Origin of the sequence: Pseudomonas sp. P7759 (assembly GCF_013386445.1) — a bacterium.
GTDB classification, from domain to species: domain Bacteria; phylum Pseudomonadota; class Gammaproteobacteria; order Pseudomonadales; family Pseudomonadaceae; genus Aquipseudomonas; species Aquipseudomonas azotoformans_A.
This window is the reverse complement of sequence record NZ_JACART010000013.1, coordinates 1-20,843: the sequence shown is the minus strand read 5'-3', so window position 1 is coordinate 20,843 and position 20,843 is coordinate 1. Positions and strand designations below refer to the sequence as shown.

Genomic DNA, 20,843 nt, shown 5'->3' with positions numbered 1-20,843 from the left:
GCCTAAGATCAAAATCAAAAACAAAGCCAGAGCCAGAGCTAGAGCAGATTGATATCTACCTGATATAGGAGATCAAAACTGTGGGAGCGGGCTTGCTCGCGAAAGCGGTGGATCAGTCAGAGATGTAATCGCTGACACACCGCCTTCGCGAGCAAGCCCACATTTGGACCGAGAGCGGCTTCCAGAAACCGGTCGGCTACCAGGCCGCCGCGCTTTTGATTTTGATTTTGATCTTAGGCGCCCCGTTAAACACGCTGGCCGGAGTGAGGGCACACCGAGCCTAGGCGNNCCGCCGTAAGGGCGGAACCCCTATCAGCCATTACCCAAATAACGGATATGCCCCCTAGCCAACCCATTGTCGCCAAAAAACCGCCACCAAACTCCCCGATTTTATTGGGTGCACTTAACCCAAGTCCCAGCTAATCTCCTAAGACCTAATATTCAATCCAAATGGATATTTTTTTGACGCCAGGTCAGCAGTCGCAAGGAATGCACATGACAAAGGGACGTAGTGGCAGAGAGAGGCGAACGCTGCCAGAGGGCACTGCAATGAGGTGGCGCCATACGTTCCAAACCCGCATCGCCGGGGTGCTGGCGCTGTTACTGCTGGTGGTGGTCGCCGCCACCTATTTCGCCGTCAAGACCGCCACCACCCGCGCTGTGGAAAACCAGGCGCAAGTCCAACTGCAAACCGGCAGCCAGGTGTTCGAGCGCCTGATCGACCTGCGCGGGCGTCGCCTGCAATACGGTCTCGACTGGTTGACCGTCGACCTCCCGTTCAAACAAGCCGTGGCCGAAGGCATGACTGTGCCGATTCTTGCCGCCCTGCGTCGCCACGGTACGGGCATCCGTTCCAGCGAAGTGTTTGTGCTGGGCCTGGATGGCAAGGTCATGGTCAGCACCTTGCCCATCCTCACGCGCGGCCAACCGTTCCCCTATGACGACGCCCTGCGCCATGCACGACGCTCAGGCCTGCAGATGCTGATCGTGGCCATGGATGGACGGCCGTACCTGCTGGTGCAGGATGAAGTGATCGAAGAGTTGCCTATCGCGCGCATCGTCATGGGCTTCCCCATGGACAAACTGTTCGCCAATGAACTGCGCTCCATGAGCAACCTGGAGGTGTCGTTCCTCAGTGTGCAAAACGGCACGCCGGGCCCGCTGTACAGCACCCAGCCGGATGCTTACCAGGCCGGCACGCTCAGCTTGTTGCGCGAAGGGCATGTCGACCCCGAGCCGAAGATCCACGTGTTCTATGGTCAGCGTGTACTCAGCCAGGTATTGCCGCTGGCCAACACTGGCGACGGCGATGACGTGCGGGTGCTGCTGCAGAGTCCGCTGGACCACGCCCTGGAATCCTTTGCGCCGCTGGACCGGCAGTTCCTCGGGATTGCCCTGGCAGTGCTGTTGGTGTCCTTGGCCGGTGCGTTGTTTCTGGCGCGACGGGTATCGCGCCCGCTCAACGCCTTGGTGCAGGCGGCGGAGCGTATCGGTGCCGGTGATTACCGCACGCCGGTGCGGGTGCGTAGCCATGATGAATTCGGCTTGCTGGCCCGCGCCTTCAACGCGATGCAAAGCGGTATCGCCGTGCGCGAGCGGCAGTTGGCGCACAACGCCTTGCATGACCCGCTCACCGGTTTGCCCAACCGCGCCCTGGCCATGGAACGCCTGGGCAGTGCGATCAGTGCGCGGCGGCCCGTGGTGTTGTTGTACGTCGGCATCGAGAATTACCGGGTGATCAACGAAGGCTTCGGCCCTGAAGGCGTGGAGGAAATGCTCCGCGAAGCCAGTCGCTGCCTGTCCATGAGCCTGTTGGCCAGCGATACGGCGGCGCGTATCGCCGGCAGTGAGTTCCTGCTGTTGCTGGAAAACACCGAGGTCGACCGCGCCGTGGCCCGCGCCGACCGTCTCTACGCACTGCTCACCGAACCCCAGCGCATCGGCAATGACGAGTTGCGCCACGAGGTGAGCATCGGCATCGCCGCCTACCCGGCTGACGGCCAGCAGGTGGAGGAACTGATCGGCCGCGCCGCCATCGCCAGGCATGACGCGGCCAGCCTGCCGGGGCATTTGCAGATTTATCAGCAGGACCGCGACCTGGCCCACCAACGCCAGATCACCTTGATCCGCGACCTGCGCCGCGCCGCCATCGAGGGCGAGTTGTTCCTGTGCTACCAGCCCAAACTCGATCTCAAGCACGGCCATGTACGCCAGGCCGAGGCCTTGTTGCGCTGGCAGCACCCGACCCTCGGGCAGGTGTCTCCGGCAGAGTTCATCCCCCTGGCCGAACGCACCGGCAGCATGAGCAGCCTGACCCTGTGGGTGATCGAAGAAGCCATCCGCCAGGTCGCCGAGTGGGCACAACGCGGCATGCTGATCCAGCTGTCGGTGAATATCTCGGTGGACGATTTGGCCGATGATGACCTGGCGATTCGGGTCACTGCGCTGTTGATGCAATATCAGGTGGAGGCCGAGCAGCTGATTTTCGAGATCACCGAAAGCGCGATCATGCACAACCCGCAACAGGCCCTCAGTGTGCTGGAGCAGCTGCGCGGCTGTGGCATCAGTTTGTCGGTGGATGACTTTGGCACCGGCTATTCATCGCTCGCGCAATTGCAGCGCCTGCCGGTGCAGGAGTTGAAGATCGACCAATCCTTCATACGCAACCTCGACAGCACCAGTGGCGACGGGGTGATCGTGCGCTCCACCATCGAGATGAGCCACAACCTCGGTCTCAAGGTAGTGGCCGAAGGCGTGGAATTCGCCCCCAGCCTCAAGCTGCTCAAACAGTGGAATTGCGACACTGCCCAGGGTTACCTGATCAGCCGGCCGTTGAATGCCATGGCGTTCGAGATGTGGATGCGTCGCGAGCGTGTGCCGATTTAACCGGCACAAAAAAGGCGGCTACCTAGACCGGTAGCCGCCTTTGTTTTACTGCCAGTGAAGCTTACTCCGGCAGTTTGAACGCCATCACGTAGTCACCCTGCTTGGTGCCCAGGGAGCCGTGACCGCCGGCCATGACCAGCACGTACTGCTTGCCGTCTTTACCGGTGTAGGTCATCGGGGTGGTTTGCGCGCCTGCTGGCAGGCGGCCTTCCCACAGTTGCTTGCCGTTTTTCACGTCATAGGCACGCAGGTACTGGTCGAGCGTACCGCTGAGGAACGCCACGCCACCGGCGGTGGTGAACGTGCCGCCCAGGCTAGGTACGCCCATGGTCAGTGGGATCGGAACCGGCGCGCTGTCACGCACGGTGCCGTTCTTGTGCATCCAAATGGTCTTGTGGGTGGTCAGGTCGACCGCCGCCACATAACCCCACGCCGGTGCCTGGCACGGCAGGCCCATTGGCGACAGCATCGCTTCGAGGATCACACCGTACGGCGCGCCTTTGTTCGGCTGCACGCCTTCGGTTTCGCTGACGCGTGGACCTTGCTTGGCAATGTCGGCGGCTGGGATCAGCTTGGATTTGAACGCCATGTAGCTCGGGTTCACGAACGCGATCTGGCGCACCGGGTCGACGGAAATGCCACCCCAGTCGAACACGCCGAAGTTACCTGGGTAAACGATCGAACCTTGCAGCGAAGGTGGCGTGAAGGCCCCGTCGTAGCGCATGGATTTGAAATCGATGCGGCACAGCAGTTGGTCGAACGGCGTCACGCCCCACATGTCACGCTCTTTGAGCGGCGGTGGCATGAAGTTAAGGTCGGACTTCGGTTGGGTCGGCGAGGTGTGATCGCCAGCCACTGCGCCTTGCGGTACAGCGACTTCGTGGATCGGCACTACCGGCTGGCCGGTCGCACGGTCCAGCACGTAGATGCTGCCTTGCTTGGTCGACGCCATCACCGCCTGCTTCACGCCGGCTTCGGTCTTGATGTCGATCAGCGACGGCTGGCCGCCCACGTCCATGTCCCACAGGTCATGGTGAGTGAACTGGAAGGTCCACTTCACGTGGCCGCTGTCGATGTCCAGGGCGGTCAGGCCGGCGCTGTATTTTTCCGAATCTTCGGTACGGTCGCCGCCGTATTGGTCGGGCATCTGGTTGCCCATCGGCAGGTAGAGCATGCCGAGTTTTTCATCCACGGCGAACATGGACCACATGTTCGGCGAGTTGCGGGTGTAGGTCTTGCCTTCGGCCAACGGGGTGGTGTCGTCCGGGTTGCCGCTGTCCCAGTTCCACACCAGCTTGCCGGTGTGCACGTCGAACGCGCGGATCACGCCGCTCGGCTCGTCGGTGGAGACGTTGTCGGTGACGTGACCGCCGATCACGACCAGGTTCTTGGTCACGGCCGGTGGCGAGGTGGAGTAGTAACCGCCAGGGGCGAAACCACCAATGTTGGCTCGCAGGTCGACCTGGCCTTTGTCACCGAAGTCTTCGCACATCTTGCCGGTGTCGGCGTTGAGGGCGATCAGACGGGTGTCGGCGGTCGGCACGAAGATGCGTTTCGGGCAGGCATTCGGTGCGGCAGCCGGGCTGGCGCTGCCAGTCGGACTCTGCTCGGAAGCGTAGGCGGCGTCATCGTGATACGACACGCCACGGCAGGTCATGTGCGCCCAGCCCTTGAAGTTCTCGGCACCCATGCTGCTGATCTTCGGATCGAAGCGCCAGATTTCCTTGCCGGTGTCCGGGTCCAGCGCAATCACCTGGCTGTGCGGCGTGCACACGTAGAGCATGCCGTTGACTTTCAGCGGGGTGTTTTCTGCGGTGGTCTCGCCTGGATCGTTCGGGCCAGGGATGTCGCCGGTGCGATACGTCCATGCTGGCACCAGCTTGCCCACGTTTTCCGGAGTGATCTGCGCCAGTGGCGAGTAGCGATCGCCGTAGGCCGAACGGCCGTAGGAGTTCCAGTCGCCATCCGCCTGTGTCGGTGCAGCGCTGGCCATGCCAGGGACTGCATCGCGGTCGAGTTGGCCGGTCTTGACCATTTCACCGGGGTTGGTGAATTGGCTGGCCAGGGCGGTAGCACCCGCCAGCACCACGGCCACGCTCAGCGCGCCAGTGCCCAGCGGGGCAGGTTGGCCACGCAGCAACGGACGGCGAAACCACGGGAGCAACATGACGATGCCCAGGGCAAACAGCAGCGCCAGGCGCGGCACCAACTGCCACCAATCCAGGCCGACTTCCCACAGGGCCCACACCGTGCTGGCGAACAGCACCAGTGCGTACAGGCCCAGCGCGGCGCGACGGGTGGCCAGCAGCAGGATGCCGGTCAAGGTGATGCCGATACCGGCCAGCAGGTAATACAGCGACCCGCCAAGCATCGTCAGCTTGATACCCCCGGCCAGCAAGGCCAGGCCCATGATCAGCAGCAAGACGCCGAGCAGCCTGGGCAGCAGGCGGCTAGGGCTCGAAGCACCATCAGTGCTCATAGTGTGTTTCTCCGTGACGTTGGAATTATGTATCCCCGTGTTTCTTCACTGTAGATGACGATTCGACACGGGCTTGGTTCAGCGTAAATTCGGTTTTTCTGGGGATAAGTGGGGTTATCCACAGACGGGCGATTTATCCCCAGGCGCAGGTCGATGTAAGACAGCGCTGTCTTGAAAGAATGGGGGGTTCGGCAAGATGGGGTCGACCGCGGAAGTGAAACGTTTCAGTTTGTTGCGGGCAAGGATAAAGGGAGTTGTCTTGGAGAGAAAGGACGAATCGCGATATGCATCTTTTCTGAATTGGTAACAGTGATTGTGGTGAGCGGGCTTCCTTTGAATGGGTGGAGCTTTAGAAAGTGGTTCGCACGCCGAACTGCACACTCCGCCCCGGCGCCGGCGCAATATCCCGCAGGATCGAGCTGGCATACCGCACAGTCTGGTTGGTCAGGTTTTCACCGTTCACAAATGCCAGCCACTGGCTGCCACCCATGTTGAAGCGATAACCCGCGCTCGCTCCCAAGGTGGTGTAGCCATCGGTGCCGCTCTCGTTATCCGGCACACGGCCTTGGCCTGCCGCATGTTCCACGTCGATGCGTGCCTGCCAGCGGTCCAGTTCCCACAGCAAGCCGCTGTTCAAGCGCAGCGGTGCAATACGCGGCAAGGCTTCGCCGGTGTCCAGGTTGGTGGCGCGGGTGTAATCGCCCGACAGCTCCAAGGCAAACTTGCCGTAGGCGCTTTCGCCAAGTTTCCAGTGATCCTGGGCTTCAAAGCCGGCGAAACGGGCGCGCACGCCGGAGTATTTGTACTCGGGGATGCCGCCGGCGTCTTCTTCACCTTCATCGTTAAGCGTGCGACCGCTGCCCAACAGGCCGATGTAATTGGAGAAGCGGCTGTAGAACACGCCGAAGCTGCCCTTGTGAGTGCCGTTGTCAAAGCGCAGCGCCAGGTCGCTGGACACGGCTTTTTCTTTCTTCAGGTTGGCATCGCCCAGTTCGTACGTGCCGGTGGCGACGTGGGCGCCGTTGGCATACAGCTCGTAGAAGGTCGGCGCGCGTTCGGTGTAGCCCAGGGTTGCGGCCAGGGACCAGACTGGCGTGAGGGTGTAGACCGCGCCGGACGACAGGCTGCCTGCAGTGAAATCGTTGGATTTGTCGGCCCCGGCAAAACGCGCGTTACCCTTGGCGTCCGGGTCGACGCTGGTGTGTTCCAGGCGGCCGCCGAGGCTGAGTTTCAGGCGTTCGGTGGCCTGCATTTCTTCGAGGATGAACAGCGCGCCGGCATTGGTGTCGGTCTGCGGCACGAAGGCTTCTTCACCGAGGGCCGAAAATTCATTGCGGGTGACTTGGGCACCGACGACGCCATCGAACGGGCCAATCGGCTGATGGCGGGCTTCAACGCGCGCTTCGTAGCCTTTGTTCTTGAAGATCGTGCCGGTTTCGCCGCCTTCGATTTCGCGGTGTTCGTAGTCGGTGTAACCCGCGTCGAGTTTTACCGAGGTAAACGGGCCTTGCAGGTTGCGAATCTCCGACGCGAACGCGTAGTGATCCTGCTTCATGCGGATGCGCACGTCCTGCTCGGCCGGGGAACCGTAGTTCGCGTCGTAATTGCTGTAGGACAAACCAGCATAACCGTCGTCCCAGGTGTAGGAACCGCCCACGGCACCGCCGTCCTGGCGCCCATCGCTGTTGCCCAGGCGGCCGTTTTTACCCGGTGCGTCGTCGCTTTCCGGTGCGTGACGGCTGCGGGCCTGGCCGGGAATTTTCAGGTCGTTGAATTCCCGCGCATTGGCATCCAGGTGCAGGGCGAAGGTGCCGTTACCCGCTTCCAACCTGCCCGCGCTGCTGCGGGTGGTGTCGGCGCCGCCGTAGCGCAATTCGCCAGCGCCGTGGATGCCTTCGATGGCTTCCGTGGGGATGCGGTTGTCGAAGGTGTTGACCACGCCGCCAATGGCGCTGCCGCCATACAAAAGCGCCGCCGGGCCGCGCACGATTTCAATGCGGTCGACGTTGACCGGGTCCAGCGGCACCGCATGGTCGTAGGACAGCGACGACGCATCCAGCGCGCCCACGCCATTGCGCAGGATGCGAATGCGGTCGCCGTCCTGGCCACGGATGATCGGCCGGCTGGCGCCGGGGCCGAAGTACGACGAGGACACACCCGGCTGCTTGTTGAGGGTCTCGCCGAGGCTGCCTTTTTGTTGCAGGGTCAGGTCATCGCCTTCCAGCACGGTGGTGGGCGAGGCGAGCTGTTCGCTGCCCAACGGGTTGCCGGTGATGACTTGGGGTTGCAGTTCAAGCGCGTGGGCTTCGGAGCCTATCAACAGGGCGGCGGCAAGCGGGGACAAGCGCCAGAGAGAAGAGAGGGACATCGGACACATTCCTTGGCAAAACGACTAAAAGATTTGAAAGTTATAGTTACAATATAACATCTCTTTTTCGTTGAGAACGGGAACTTTTTTCTTCGTGCTAAAGTGACCGGCTGTATTTCTACTTTTTTGTAAAAGGCCCGGCATGACCGCGACAAGCAACGACCCACTCCACGGCGTGACCTTGCAGCACGTCCTCACCACCCTGGTGGAACACTACGAATGGGAAGGCCTGGCCGAGCGCATTGATGTCCGCTGTTTCAAGAGCGACCCCAGCATCAAGTCGAGCCTGACGTTCCTGCGCAAAACTCCCTGGGCACGGGAGAAAGTCGAAGGCTTGTACGTAAAACTGATGCGCACCAAACGCCCGCTGGATTGATTCGATGAAGCGGTTCGTGGCGGCAGCGGCGCTGGCCGGTTGGGCGGGGTTGGCGATCCAGCAATACCTGATTTTCTATTCGCGCTGGGAATCCGGTGCCAGCCTGTTGGGCGGGTTGATCAACTTTTTCAGCTTCTTCACCGTGCTCACCAACACCCTGGCGGTGGTGGTGTTGAGCTATGCGCTGGTGAAACGTGATTCCCCTGCGAAGCGGTTTTTCCTTGCGCCGGTAATCTGCAGTGGCATCGCCGTGAGCATCCTGGTGGTAGGCCTGGCGTACAACCTGCTGCTGCGCCATCTGTGGCAGCCCGAAGGCTTCCAGTTCATCGCCGATGAGTTGCTGCACGACGTGATGCCAGTGCTGTTTTTCATCTACTGGTGGCGATGTGTGCCCAAGGGTGATTTACGCTTGAAGCACATCGGCGGCTGGGTGATTTACCCGCTGGTGTACTTCGCTTACGCACTGCTGCGGGGGGATTTGCTCGGGCAGTATCAGTACCCGTTCATTGACGTGAGCACCCTCGGCTATCCACAGGTCTTTGTGAATGCCGGGGGGATTCTGATGGGCTTTGTGCTGATCGCGTTGGCGGTGGTGGGGCTGGATAAGCTGATCAAGCCCCGGCGCTGATCATTCCTCTTCGCTACCTTCGGCACGCCAGTAACCCACGGCCTTGAGGTAGTCCTCATTGACCTTGTGCGTGTCCAGCAGCACACGGCGCACGCGGCGCGACAACTTGGTTTCAGTCGCCACGAAGCTGTACAGCGAACCGCTCGGCAACGTGAGGTTTTGAACGGTTTCGAGCAGGTCATCCTGGCCACGGATCACCCAGATCACTTCAACATCGGCGGCGCTTTGCAGCGGCTGCTGTTCTTGCGCATTGGCGATCTCAATCACCGCCAGCACCTTACGCCCCGCCGACAATTCTTCCAGGCGCCGCGCGATGGCGGGCAGGGCGGTTTCATCGCCGATCAGCAAGTAGCTGTCGAAGATATCCGGCACGATCAAAGAGCCCCGTGGCCCACCGATATACAGGTGTTGGCCGACCTGCACCTGCTCGGCCCAAGTGGACGCGGGGCCATCGCCGTGCAGCACGAAGTCGATATCCAGTTCGCCGATGCTCAGGTCAAAGCGACGCGGCGTGTAGTCGCGCATGGCCGGCTGCGGGCCGTCGCCCTTGATGGTGAAGGTCGGGCTTTCCAGCGCAGCCTGTTCAGCAGCGTTTTGCGGGAACAGCAGCTTGATGTGATCGTCGGCCCCCAGGCTGACAAACCCCGCCAGCTCAGGCCCGCCCAGGGTGATGCGACGCATGCGTGGCGTGATGTCGACCACCCGCAACACTTGCAGGCGGCGGCGTTTGATTTCGTGGGTAACGCGATGGATGACTTGAGTATTCATTGGTCTTTCCCGTCGGCAATGGCTTGAGCGGTGCGATTGAGCAGCGCCGCGACACGAACGATTTCTTCCGGGCTCCAGCGCCCGTGGTGCGAGTGCAAGGCGTGGCGCAGGTTGTGCACAGCCTCGTGGATCTCGGGCGGGCGGTCATGGCCGCGCAGTGAGCGTTTGCTCACGTCGATGCGCATGCGCACGCCGTCCAGGGCGACCGCTTGCTCGCTTAAGAAGAGACGACCGGCGTCGGTGATTGTGTAGCGTTTTTTTCCGCCATCGGCGTCGCCCTGGATCAAATCGCTTTCTTCCAGGAAGGTCAGGGTCGGGTAGATCACGCCGGGGCTGGGGGTGTAGGCGCCGTCGAACAGGCTTTCGATGCGGCGGATCAGGTCATAGCCGTGGCACGGCTGCTCGGCGATCAGCGCCGGCAGCAGCAATTTCAAGTCGCCGGGTGCAAATACCCGTGGGCCGCGACTGCGGCCTGCGCGCGGGTCAAAGCCGTCGCGCTGGTGAGGATGGTCTCGCATGAGTAGGCGCCTCTGTGTATGTCTAGATATAGCGTAAGATATATCTTAAGTGGCTGGCAAGAGCGTCCGACGGACGGCATTCCGTCACTCAGGTCGCTCGCGCGTGACGGCGAGATAAGCTAGAGCAACTACTCAAGTTAAGCGTTGAGTGGGTTAAGTCTAATAAATTCGGTTGTTTTTTATTGGGTGTAATCCTATTCTTACGGATAAGCGCGCAACTAAAGAGTTCTCATTAAGTCTCGCGTAGTCTATGTCTTACAGTCGGATTTTAAGTTTTGGCAAAATGCCATAAGTTTCCTATCGATGGTAGTGTCATAAGGCTACGCAACTAATTGAATTTACCTGCTTACTTTCAGGATGTTGAACTCGATACTTACCTGGCGTTGAACAAGTCACCGACTTGCAATGCAAACAGTTGGAAAGCATGTCGTTTTTCAACTGCTTCTAAGAACCCCTCTTTAGATGACAGGTAATCACCATGTTCAAGACACTCGCCGTAGTTGTCCCCTTCGTTGCGGCCGCCCTGAGTTCCTCCATCGCCATCGCTGCCGATGACGCACGCTCGTCCATCAGCATCACGGCCGATATTCCAACCAAGCAGTTCCACGCGCAGCCTCGTGACCCGAACTTCGGTAAAGACGAGACCATGAACTACAACCCTGTCAGCGGTGAACTCAGTTCCCTGCGGGCAACCTTCGATGTGAAAAACACCGACGGTTCGGTCAATGCCTACATCGAAGGCGGCCCAACCGCCGCTGCGCTGTACAACGGTTCGGACAGCATTGCCCTGACCAACACCTTCAACGGCGTGGTTCTGACGGGCACCTCGCAGGAAGTGGTCGATGATCCACAATCTACCCCAGGCACCCAGGCTGACCTGGTGATCGCTCCGGCTCGCCCGGCAGACACCCAGAACGGCCTGTACACCGCCAGCTACACCGTGATCTTCGACGCAGTACCACGTTGATTCCAGCGGGTGTGTAACCCCCAGGCCGCCCTGGCCATGGGGGTATGAAAAGACCGGCCGGCGCCTTCCTCCCCGAACGCCGGCCTGGTTCAACCGTCCCGACTGTCCGTACCGACGAGTATTCCGTCCATGTTTTCGATGACGCCAATTGCGGGCGCGCTTGCGCTCTTGCTGTGCGCCAGTGCGCTGGCCGCGCCAGCGACCCCCGGCACCACGCCCGGCAGTCTGTTATCTCAGTCCAAGGGACTGCCAGAAGATTTTGAACAACACTTTTTCGATGTGCCATTGGCAGTGCGCGTGGAACTGGATCAACAGTTCCTGGGCGAAGCCATGATTGTATTAGGACGCGATGATCGTATTACCTTGCTGCAATTCAATGATATCGGCGATAGCCCCGTCTCTGCCACCACCCGTTCAACTTGGGAGCAACTTCTGCAACAAGGTTTGCTGCTGGGAAGTTGCCAGCAAAGTTGCCCGTCGCAACTGTTGGCCGTGCACTACAGCCTGGAAAACTCACTGGTGTCGATTCTCACCGAGAATGTCGAGCGCAACGCCCAGATCAAACAGTTTTATGATCAACCGGACACCGGCAGTCTTGGCCTGATCGTCAATAACCAATTGAACGTTACCGGTGGCGAGAACGAAGCCGTCGGCGGCCGTTATGGCCTTGTCGCCAGCTCCAGCATGGGCAACTGGACCCAGGCCATGAACCTGCAGTTGTCGCGTATCGGCGGCAACGACACCACGCTGTATCACGCCATGCACGAGCTCTACACCCAGCGCGAACTCGAAGGCAACTTCGTGCGCCTGGGCTATTTCACTCCCGGCTCCAACGGGCTCACCCGGCAGATCCGCTCGTTCGGCGCCAACCCCGACACCGCCATGGGGCTGATGTACGGCAGTTCCGACAGCCTGGTGGTCAACAACCCCAAGCCCAGCGTGTACCCGGTGTATGTCACCGCCAGCCGCCAGGCCTCGGTGGAGATCTACCGTGCCGGCCTGCTGATCAATACGCAGCCGGTCGCCGCCGGCCTGCAAACCCTGGATACGCGGCCCTTGCCCGGCGGTATCTACGAAGTGGAAGTGCGCCTGATCGAAGATGGCCTCACCACATCCACCACCCAGGAGCTGATCTACAAGCCCAACAACTGGCGCAACCTCGACGAGCGCTGGCGCTATAACACTTTTGTCGGGCGCGAAAGCAAACTGCTGAGCAACTGGGACGAGCAGTCCAGCGGGTTCCTGACCTACGGCGCCGGCCTCAATTACTTGGCGCACCCACGGGTGATCCTTGGCCTGTCGACGCGCAAAGTGCGCGAAGCCATGCAATACGGCACGTCCATCGACTGGACCCTGGGCAATAGCCTCAGTCTCTACGCCAACGTCTACCAGACCCAGGACCACGGCACCGGCCTGGACCTGCAAACCCTGTATAGCTATGGCGCCGGCAGCGTGGTGTTCAGCCACAACCGCAGCTGGCTCGATACCACCAATACCTATGAAGTGCTGCCGGACGGCACGCGCGTGCGTCAGCGCAACGTGTTCATCGGCCAGACCAGTAATACGTCGTTGTCCCTTAACCATCGCTTGAGCAACACGAGTTCGATCAACTCGCGGTTGTCCTACAGCCAAGGCAACATCGAGGGGGTGGGCCTGGATGTGGGCTGGACCGAGCGCGGCACGTTCTTTGGCAGCGATGCCAACTGGCGCCTCTCGGTATTCGACCGGCCCGCTACTGCCAGCACCGGTGACAACCGCAACCGTGGCATCGATCTCAGTGTCAGCGTGGCCCTCGGTTCACCGGGCGAGCAGTGGTCGGCCAGCATCGGCACCCGTACCGCGCGCGATGGTACCCGCGACCATAACGGCTCGCTCACTTACACCAAGACCCTTGAAGACCACTTGCTGCAAAGCGTCTCCGGCACGGTACTGGCCGATACCTATGGCGTAGGTTTGTCCGGTCGCGCCAGCTTTCAGAATGATGCGCTCTACGGTGACACCTACGCACAGCGGTCGTCCTTCAACGGTCGCCTGTCCGGTGGCCTGAACCTCAGCAGCACCGTGGCAGTGGGCGGCGGCGCGGTGGTGCTGAGCAGCCAGCCCCAGGGCGGCGGGGCAGGGATGATCGTGGACGTCGAAACCGACGTCGACGACATCACTCTGCGCGCCGATGACTTGACCGGCGGCAGCACGCGCTTGCGGCCAGGGCGCAACTTTGTGCCGATCACCGCCTACAAGAACAGCACCCTCGCGTTCGACTTCGAAGGCAACCACCCACCGGCCGCCAACATTCAGCCGCCACGCAGCAACTACCACCTGAACAAGGGCGGCGTGGAGTACCGCAAGGTCAGCGTCATGAAGACCGTGACCGTGCTCGGGCGCCTGGTGGATGAAACCGGCCAGCCGCTGCGGGGCCATCAGGTGATCAACCACGCCAGCCGTGCGGTAAGCGAAGTGGACGGTTTCTTCTCGATGGAAATGACCGCCGGCGCGCCCACCCTGGAAGTGCGCTATGCCAACCAGTTGTTGTGCCAATTCCGGCTCGACCCGAGTAATACCCGACAGGAGAGTGATGTGTTGATGATTGGGGATTTGCGTTGTACGCCGGACACCCTGGCGGAAAACAGTTCCAACCTGGCAACAGCAGGGTGAGCCGGATGACTGTAGTCAAGCTATCGCGGGGCGCTGGAAAAACCGCACTGTATGTCATGGGCTTGTGGGCGTGCCTGGCGGCTGGAACCGCCCAGGCGTTGGTTCAGGAAATAACTGCGCAATTTCGCCCTGACCCGTCCAACCCGATGATCAACCGGTTCAAGAACACCACCCCGGAAAGCGGCGTTTGCCCTTGGCATATTCCCGAGCGGTGCAAGCAGTTGGGGATTTTCAGTATTCGGACCACTGCTGTTCAGTTCAACTCCAATGGCCCCATCGTGGGCAATCACACGGATCCACGCAAAGGCGCAATGTTCAAGGTGCCTACCGAATGGCGGGACTTGGTGGTGACCAATGTGGTGACCGCGAAAACTGAAACGCTGCAAGTCAGAATTGCGGGCATTGGGGGTAAGTACGTGTTGCCAGTCTCAGACCGGTGGCTTTGGCTCTACGGCACTGGTGGGTGGCAATACGCGACTAGGCCTTGCTTGCCCACAGGCTACGCGATTGGCAACGATCGATATTTGTTGTGGTCGTGGATTACGCCGGTCGGCATCGGTGCCTGCGCAGTACCTGCGGCCAAGGACATTTCAACTCTGTTTTACGAAACGTTCGAGTATTCGTACGAGCTGAAAACCCCCAATCCATTGAAAATGGACGCAGGCCAATACGTTGGTACCACCACCTACACCATCGGGCCGAGCGCGGATTTTGATTTCGGCGACATCATGATCCCAACCGACGACACCCTGACCTTCAACTTCATCCTGGACGTTGACCACCACCTCAAGGTCGAAGTGCCTCCCGGCGGCAACCGCATCCAGCTTGAGCCCCAGGGCGGCTGGCAGGCCTGGCTGCAGAATGGGCGCAAGCCGAGCCGGTTGTTCCGCGACCAAACCTTCAACCTGTGGACCAGCACGCAATTCAAGATGACCCTCGAATGCGGTGAGCCTCTGGGCAACACCTGCAGCGTGCGCAACGCGGCCGGTCACCAAGTGCCGCTCGACGTCGCCGTCAGCTTGCCGCCCGGCTTGAGCGACGCGGCCGGTCGCCCGGTCAACCGCCTGCCCTTGCGTCTGGATGGCAGCGGCACCGAACAGTTCCAGCCGTCGATGTACGTCGACCGCAAGCCTTCCACCCTGCATTTCGAAATCAAGGCCGATGCCGTCGAGCAGATGCTCGGGCAGCCCGGCAGCACCTACACGGGCACTGTCACTGTGGTGTGGGATTCGGAAGTCTAAAGCGCTTAAAAATGAGGTTGAGTGAATGAAACGTTTGTTGATGCTGTGCACGCTCTCGCTGGTATCCCTTGGCGCGCAGGCCGGGCCGCAGATCAATGTGGGGGTGGTGTACGACTACCTCAGCGGCGATAAAAGTACCTACATGAAACGGGTATTCAATGGCGGTACGTCCACTGCATTCGTCAAGGTCAATATCCTTGAAATGATCTACTCCGATGACGGCAGCTACCGCGAAGTGCCTTTGCAGAACCAGGTCGGCGCCGCTGCCCGTGACGGTTTGATGGCCAGCCCGGCGCGGCTGATCGTGCCGGCCAATGGCACCCAGGGCACGCGCCTGTTGTTCATGGGCAACCGCGACAAGGAGCGCTACTTCCGCGTGCGTTTTGTGCCGGTGGTGCCCCAGGCCGAGGACGACTTTGCCGTCACCGATGAAGAGCGCGCCGACTACAAAGAGAGCCTGGCGGCAGGCGTACGGGTATTGGCGGGGTACGGCACGGTGTTCTTCGTGCGGCCGAAAAACACCCGCTTCGACACGGCGATCCAGGACGACGGCAAGCGCTACACCCTCAACAACAATGGCAACAGCGTGGTGGTGGTCGATGAGTTCAAGGACTGCTCCGCCGCATCGCCGCAAGAGTGCCGCCCGACCCTGCGCCATCACATCCGCGCCGGTCGCTCCTACGGGTTCGACAAACAGCCCGGGCGTGAATACCGCTTCAGCCTGATCGAAGGCGACCAGACCAAAAAAATCGAGGTCAAGGGCTGATGCCCGGGCCGTTCGTGACAGGTGAACACATGTACAAGATCCTAGCGCTGGTCATTCTGGTCATCGTCCTCGGGCTGTCGGTGAGCCAACTGGAGGCTGCCGTCGAGCGCGAAACCTTCGAGGTCTCCGTGACCATCCCCACCGCCGACTTCTATGTGCTGCCGGTGGACCCGCAACTGGTGCAGCGTGAGCAAAAGTTGGCGTACAACCCGGTGACTTCGCAACTGGCGCCGCTGCGTGCGCCGTTCGATGTGAAAAACGTCGGCGGGGCGATTGGTGCTCGGCTGGATCAGGAGGCATTTCTGTTCAACGGCACCGACCGCGTGGCCCTGCGGGTCATGTTCAACGAGGTGGAGCTGGGCCTCACCCAGAGCGAGGTGGTGTCCACCGCCGACGCCCGGCCGGGCAAGCGGGTAGGGTTGGAAATCGCGGCGATCAAGCCGGACGACGATTACCGGCCGGGGCATTATTTTGGCACGGTGCATATGGTGTTTGATGCGATTGCGCCGTAGCGAGCGGTGTTACGCGGGGGTTAGGGGTAGGGCTCGTAGGTGTCCAGTTGCAGCAACACTTCCCGGGTCAGGCGGCGGGCGAGGTGTTGTTCGCTGGGCACGTCTTCGGTGAAACCGGCGGCGAGGATGCGTTCGGCGGCCAGGGTTGGGCGCTTGAGCACACTGGCGAAAAAACCTTCGCGCTGCGCGTGATCGACGAACTGGCTGAAGAACTGACGGTAGGCGGGTTGTTGCAGGCGCTCGGCCAAGGCGTTGCTAAACGCCAGGGTGCTGGCGAAATACTGGATTGCGCCATGGGGGTCGTGGGGGCTGTACACCACGATGGGCACGACGCCGCGGGCCCGGTCGAGGTCCGCAGAAATCAGCAGAATGCCTGTGAGCAAGGTGCCCTGCATGCGCAGTCGATAAAACTGCATCACCCCCCGTTCGCCCTTGACCGTGCGTTGGCGGCTTTGATCGGCCCATGGTTTTTCGCTGCGCTGCGCAGCAGGGGCGGCAAGTGTGCCATCGATACCTGACCCAACGGCTGCGCCCGTAGCCAGGCGGTGGTGTATAGCCAGTCGGGCAGACGGTGTTTGATCAGTGGGTAATGCGGGCCTTTGGGCATGGCGGATGACCTTGAGTCGTGAACAAGGTCATCAGCCTAGGGCCGGCTGTTGTGTGCCCTGGGTTAGATAGTTAGGTCGTCAGCGACGAGGTCGACGATCGGCCCGGTGGGCTGCGGTGGGGTTGGGCAAGGCGGGATTACCTGGCAGGCGACGGGGCCATTGCTGAACAGGCCATAGGTGTAGTCCAGCGCTTCGCTGTTCAGCACGTCGCGCACGGTCCAGGTCTGGGGCCAGGGCGCGGTTTTGTCGGGGGCGTGGAAGACCAGTGTCGCATCCAGCTCCTGCTCCGGCTGGTAGGGTTGGAGGGTCGGGTGCTGGCGTTTCCAACGTTCCCACAGCAGGTCGAGGTAGCAGTGGTGCAGGAAAAACACCGGGTCGTTCGGCGAGGTGGGGAAGCCCATATTGCCGCCGACCCAGCGATGTACGGGGTCGTGCAGCATGCCTTCGCAGAAATTTACCCAAGAGTCCGGGCCGGGGGCATAGGGGGTCTTGGACAGTGCCGTGGTCACCTGGTCGGTGTTGGGCAGGTGGGCCCCTTCTTCGGTGCCGAACACCCGACGCAAGCCAGGGTCGCCGATATCCAGGTCCCAGATGCGCACCGGGAAGCGGTCGGCCTGGTGCGCGAATGGTCCTGTGACCACGCGATCGTTCTGCGCGCGGTCACCATTGCCACCGAGGAAATTCGGTGTGAACGGGTCGTTGGGGCCGTTCATGCTCCAGTCCCAGAACGGCAGGGTGATGCTGATGTCATTCGCCGCTGTTTGCAGGGCGCGTTCGAACTGGCGCAGGAACACCCGGTGCCAGGGGAAAAACAATGAACTGCGGTGTGGCATGGGGAGGAACTGGTCGACACCGCCCATGGCGTTTTTATGCACCTGGACAAAGTCGTCATAGCGATTCTGATGGCCTGGGCGCAGCACGCTGGGCGTGTCGTTCTTCAAGCGCAGGAGCGCTTCGATAAAAGCGGCTTTCTGTTCGCGGGTCATGTTGCGGTGGTTCAGCCTGATATCCATGGCCGGTGCCTCATAAGGGTGGGTGTGCGCTCAATCTAGAAACCTCACCGCATGGGCGCCATCGTCCAAGGCATCGCGCTGTGTCGGAGCGCGACACCAGCGCCGGTAAGTCGGTAGTGGCATCGGTATCTACACCACTTTGAGCATGGCTGCTGGACCTGTGGCGAGGGAGCTTGCTCCCGTGACGGCCTGGCAGTCGGGCTATTTTTACTGGGTGTATGCGGTCCAAATGTGGGAGCGGGCTTGCTCGCGAAGGCTATGTGTCGGGCGCTGGAGCTTTTTGGTCGGAGTACATATCCATTGCTGCGGTCACAGCCACTTAGGGTTCCGCTCTTACAGCGGCTCACTTTTGGAGGGACCGGAATACCGGCCCAGATACCTATGCCTGTAGTGGGTAGATAGATAGCGCGGGGCGGCCGTTGGGCCGCGCTAGGGTGGGGGTTTACGACCCCGAGACTGACGTTGATGACCGCTCCCCAAACCTCCTTGCGCCAAGTGCATATTGATAAAGTCCAGGCGCTGTTCAGCGAGGCGCCTTCGCTGAATGATGTGGCTACCGACAGTGCACAGGCCTACCTCGACCTGCACTTTACCGGGCGCAATTATTTGGCCGCGCGCCTGTATGTGGTTGCACCGACGGGCCCTTACCGTTCGCTGGCGGACAAGGTGCTGGAGCGCCTGGCGGCTGCCTCCCCGACCTTGCTCGTGGCGCAGTATCACCAGGTGATGCAACGCGTGCGCGAAATCTACGTCCCCGGTGGCCCGAGCCTTGACGACATCGAGTTGTTGATCAACCACTGCGGTACGGAGCTGTTGAGGCTGTATGCCCAGCGTTTGCAAGCCTGGTGGCGTGAAGCTGTACCGGTGAACATGACGCGTTGGGGCTACTTGTCGGATGAACTGCTTGAGCTGCTCTATGACGCAACCCCTCCGGCAGGTATGACCCAGGCCCGGTTTGACGCGGTGTTCCCCAGGTCCACGCTGCATGCGCGCCGACCAAACCGCATGTGGAGTGCCAACAGCCTGGCGCTGAAGGTGCAGACGGTGCATGTGCGGCAACCGGCGCAGATGCTGCCGCTGCTGCTGTTCAGCCAGCCGAACGTGGCGGGCCTGTGGTTATTCGACCCGGCCACGGGCGTGCAGGCGCTGGACAATCTCGATGCATTGCAAGTGCTGCTGCCGAGCTACACCCACCTCACGCAATGGTTTACCGCCGACGCCCTGGGTGACCCGTTCGACGCCCTGGCCGCCAGCTACCTGCAGCGCCAGTTGCTCGACATTGCCAGCCTCAACCCCAAGGTGCCGCGGCCGCTGGCGGAGTATCAGCAACTGCTCGGCATGATCACCGACAGCCATCGCTGGTTTGTGCCCCCGGTCAGCGAGCGCCAGCAGTACTGGCTGGACAAGCTGCCGCTATGGCTGGCCCATGCCGATGCGGATGCGTGCATCGCCTATGCGCAGTTGCTCCAGGCATTGGTGCTCGACCGGCGGCAACACGGCACCGCGAACTTTCTGGAGGACATTCCCACGTTGCAAGGCTATGCCAATGAGCACCTGCAAACCTGCCTGCGCAAATTGCCCAAGGCGGCCACCCTGACTCCCGAAGACGTCTCTTTGACTTTCGAGCAGGTGATCGCTGCGGCGGTGCCGGTTCCGGGAGGGTTTACGGCGGGCGAGGTGCATCGCATCGATGTGAGCCTGACCGAGCTGGCCCTGGAAAACCTTGCTGGCTTTCCCTATACCGTCAAGGCGATCCACCCGGCCTGGTTGAGTTATGAGTCGCTCAAAGCCTGCGTGACGCAAGTCGATGTCGGCCAGGCCTACCCGGCGTTGTTGAAAAAACACCTGATCGATGACAGCACCGAAGTGGCGCGTCGTGGGTTGCGATTCAGCCAGCAGTTGCGCATTCAATTGCCGATGCAGGCGCTGGAATGGCAGCTCAAGGGTGAGCACGGCCTCAGCCGCGAAGGTTTCCGACGCCTGCGGGCGGCGCTGCAAGCCACGGCTGCCGAGCGCAAGGTGCATGGCCAGGGCATGGCGCTGTGGCCGCTGGCGTTCAAGGCCACGGCCACATCGACGGCGGATACGGTGACGAATATGTTCATCATCGGGCCGCAACAAGGCGAGGCGGGTTGCCATCTGCTGTACCGGCCTTTGTTTGAGCCGCCGTTGCTGGAATTTGCCACGCTGGACGCGTTGTTCGAGGCCATCAAGCTGCCCGGCGCCGTGCAGGAAAGCGTCCTGACCTGGATCCCCTCCCGGCGCCAGGCGGTGTATGCCAACGGTGGGTTTCGCGAGCCCCATGTACGGCATTTTCTGGTGGGCGACGAGTTTACCCGTTTCGAAAAACCTGCCCCGGCACAACTGAGTAAAACCGTGGCCGAGGCTGACCCGGCCCAGCAACTGTTCGCTGCCACGGCCCAGGCGCTGGTGACGCTGGCGGACCGTCAGTCGGTGTCCAATGCCGAGCAGCGTTGGGCCGGTCTCAAGCAGCTCGGCTGGTTGCTGTTCGGCACGCTGCAACCGTTACTGTCCGGCCCCTTGATGTTGGCTGGTTGGTTGGTGCAACTGCTGGACAGTGCCGAGCAGGACATCATCGCGCTGCAAGGCACTGACCAGCAGGCGCGCAACGCGGCGCTGCTGGATATGTTGGTGAACCTGATGGTGATCGTTGCGCACCAGTCCACGCCCCATGATGGGCAGCAACACCTGGAGCTGGAACACCCAGTGTTCGCGCCCAAGGTCGAGCCGCCGGCGGTGCTGCCGACCAAGATTGCCGCGCCTGCGCAGTTCATCGCTCCCGCCTCGTGGGCCAATTCGCGCAACACCCTGACCCCGCAATTGCAGGCGCGGCTGCGGGCGTTGAGCCTCAAAAGCTTCCCCAAGCCCTGGCCCAAGGCATTGCCGGGTGCCGAGCCGAGCGGGCCCCGGCAAGGGCTGTTGCGGGTTCAACAGCAGTGGCAGGCGCTGGTGCGTGGCCAGCAGTTTCGCGTGCGCATGGAGCAGGACCGGGTGCGGGTGGTCAGTGCCGATGGCCAGCGGCTGGGGCCTTGGCTCAAGT

Annotated in this window: 15 protein-coding genes and 1 pseudogene; 9 read left to right on the top strand and 7 right to left on the bottom strand. The window is 61.3% G+C overall.

The window, feature by feature from the left end:
• The first annotated feature begins 549 nt into the window (after positions 1-549).
• Positions 550-2,886: a bifunctional diguanylate cyclase/phosphodiesterase gene (locus HX823_RS13800; RefSeq protein WP_177075202.1), complete on the top strand. Its 2,337-nt coding sequence runs from the start codon at positions 550-552 to the stop codon at positions 2,884-2,886.
• Positions 2,887-2,947: 61 nt separating this feature from the next.
• Here the strand turns inward: HX823_RS13800 and HX823_RS13795 are convergent, their stop codons facing one another.
• Both HX823_RS13795 and HX823_RS13790 read right to left on the bottom strand, forming a co-directional pair.
• Complete coding sequence (locus HX823_RS13795; RefSeq protein ID WP_177075201.1) at positions 2,948-5,365, bottom strand: glucose/quinate/shikimate family membrane-bound PQQ-dependent dehydrogenase; 2,418 nt, start codon at positions 5,363-5,365, stop codon at positions 2,948-2,950.
• Positions 5,366-5,714: 349 nt separating this feature from the next.
• On the bottom strand, positions 5,715-7,733 hold the full coding sequence (locus HX823_RS13790) for a TonB-dependent receptor (RefSeq protein ID WP_177075200.1): 2,019 nt from the start codon (positions 7,731-7,733) through the stop codon (positions 5,715-5,717).
• 142 nt (positions 7,734-7,875) lie between these two features.
• Between HX823_RS13790 and HX823_RS13785 the strand changes: the two genes are divergently transcribed.
• Positions 7,876-8,109, top strand: coding sequence for a VF530 family DNA-binding protein (locus HX823_RS13785; protein WP_016977534.1), 234 nt, complete (start codon positions 7,876-7,878; stop codon positions 8,107-8,109).
• A 4-nt stretch (positions 8,110-8,113) separates the two neighbouring features.
• Complete coding sequence (locus tag HX823_RS13780) at positions 8,114-8,737, top strand: Pr6Pr family membrane protein (protein WP_177075199.1); 624 nt, start codon at positions 8,114-8,116, stop codon at positions 8,735-8,737.
• Here the strand turns inward: HX823_RS13780 and HX823_RS13775 are convergent, their stop codons facing one another.
• Both HX823_RS13775 and HX823_RS13770 read right to left on the bottom strand, forming a co-directional pair.
• Entirely contained in the window at positions 8,738-9,505 is a 768-nt protein-coding gene (locus HX823_RS13775; protein WP_177075198.1) for a siderophore-interacting protein, read from the bottom strand.
• Positions 9,502-10,023 carry a PadR family transcriptional regulator gene (locus tag HX823_RS13770; protein ID WP_177075197.1) on the bottom strand — a complete coding sequence of 174 codons (522 nt, stop codon included), beginning with the start codon at positions 10,021-10,023 and terminating at the stop codon, positions 9,502-9,504. The genes HX823_RS13775 and HX823_RS13770 overlap by 4 nt, the downstream gene beginning before the upstream one ends.
• 478 nt (positions 10,024-10,501) lie before the next feature.
• On the opposite strand from HX823_RS13770, the gene HX823_RS13765 reads away from it, so the two are divergent.
• From HX823_RS13765 to HX823_RS13745, 5 genes are all read left to right on the top strand, one after another.
• Positions 10,502-10,990, top strand: coding sequence for a CS1 type fimbrial major subunit (locus tag HX823_RS13765; protein ID WP_177075196.1), 489 nt, complete (start codon positions 10,502-10,504; stop codon positions 10,988-10,990).
• Positions 10,991-11,119: 129 nt separating this feature from the next.
• Positions 11,120-13,642, top strand: a complete 2,523-nt coding sequence (locus HX823_RS13760; RefSeq protein ID WP_177075195.1) for a CS1-pili formation C-terminal domain-containing protein — start codon at positions 11,120-11,122, stop codon at positions 13,640-13,642.
• Positions 13,643-13,647: 5 nt separating this feature from the next.
• Complete coding sequence (locus HX823_RS13755) at positions 13,648-14,883, top strand: hypothetical protein (RefSeq protein WP_256350118.1); 1,236 nt, start codon at positions 13,648-13,650, stop codon at positions 14,881-14,883.
• A 25-nt stretch (positions 14,884-14,908) separates the two neighbouring features.
• Positions 14,909-15,649, top strand: coding sequence for a molecular chaperone (locus tag HX823_RS13750; protein ID WP_177075194.1), 741 nt, complete (start codon positions 14,909-14,911; stop codon positions 15,647-15,649).
• A gap of 29 nt (positions 15,650-15,678) precedes the next feature.
• A complete protein-coding gene (locus tag HX823_RS13745) occupies positions 15,679-16,161 on the top strand; it encodes a CS1 type fimbrial major subunit (protein WP_177075193.1) in 483 nt (160 codons plus the stop codon).
• Between the two features lie 20 nt (positions 16,162-16,181).
• Here the strand turns inward: HX823_RS13745 and HX823_RS13740 are convergent, their stop codons facing one another.
• The 3 genes from HX823_RS13740 to HX823_RS13730 all read right to left on the bottom strand — a co-directional run bounded on the left by HX823_RS13740 (position 16,182) and on the right by HX823_RS13730 (position 17,782).
• Positions 16,182-16,577 carry a dermonecrotic toxin domain-containing protein gene (locus HX823_RS13740; protein WP_177075192.1) on the bottom strand — a complete coding sequence of 132 codons (396 nt, stop codon included), beginning with the start codon at positions 16,575-16,577 and terminating at the stop codon, positions 16,182-16,184.
• Positions 16,577-16,768 carry a hypothetical protein gene (locus HX823_RS13735; protein WP_177075191.1) on the bottom strand — a complete coding sequence of 64 codons (192 nt, stop codon included), beginning with the start codon at positions 16,766-16,768 and terminating at the stop codon, positions 16,577-16,579. Before HX823_RS13735 ends, HX823_RS13740 begins: the two co-directional genes overlap by 1 nt.
• A 63-nt stretch (positions 16,769-16,831) precedes the next feature.
• Positions 16,832-17,782 (bottom strand): tyrosinase family protein, encoded by a 951-nt coding sequence (locus HX823_RS13730; protein ID WP_177075190.1) that lies wholly within the window; start codon positions 17,780-17,782, stop codon positions 16,832-16,834.
• A gap of 465 nt (positions 17,783-18,247) precedes the next feature.
• Here HX823_RS13730 and HX823_RS13725 point away from each other — a divergent pair.
• Positions 18,248-20,843, top strand: a pseudogene (locus HX823_RS13725) (hypothetical protein); the annotation flags it as partial.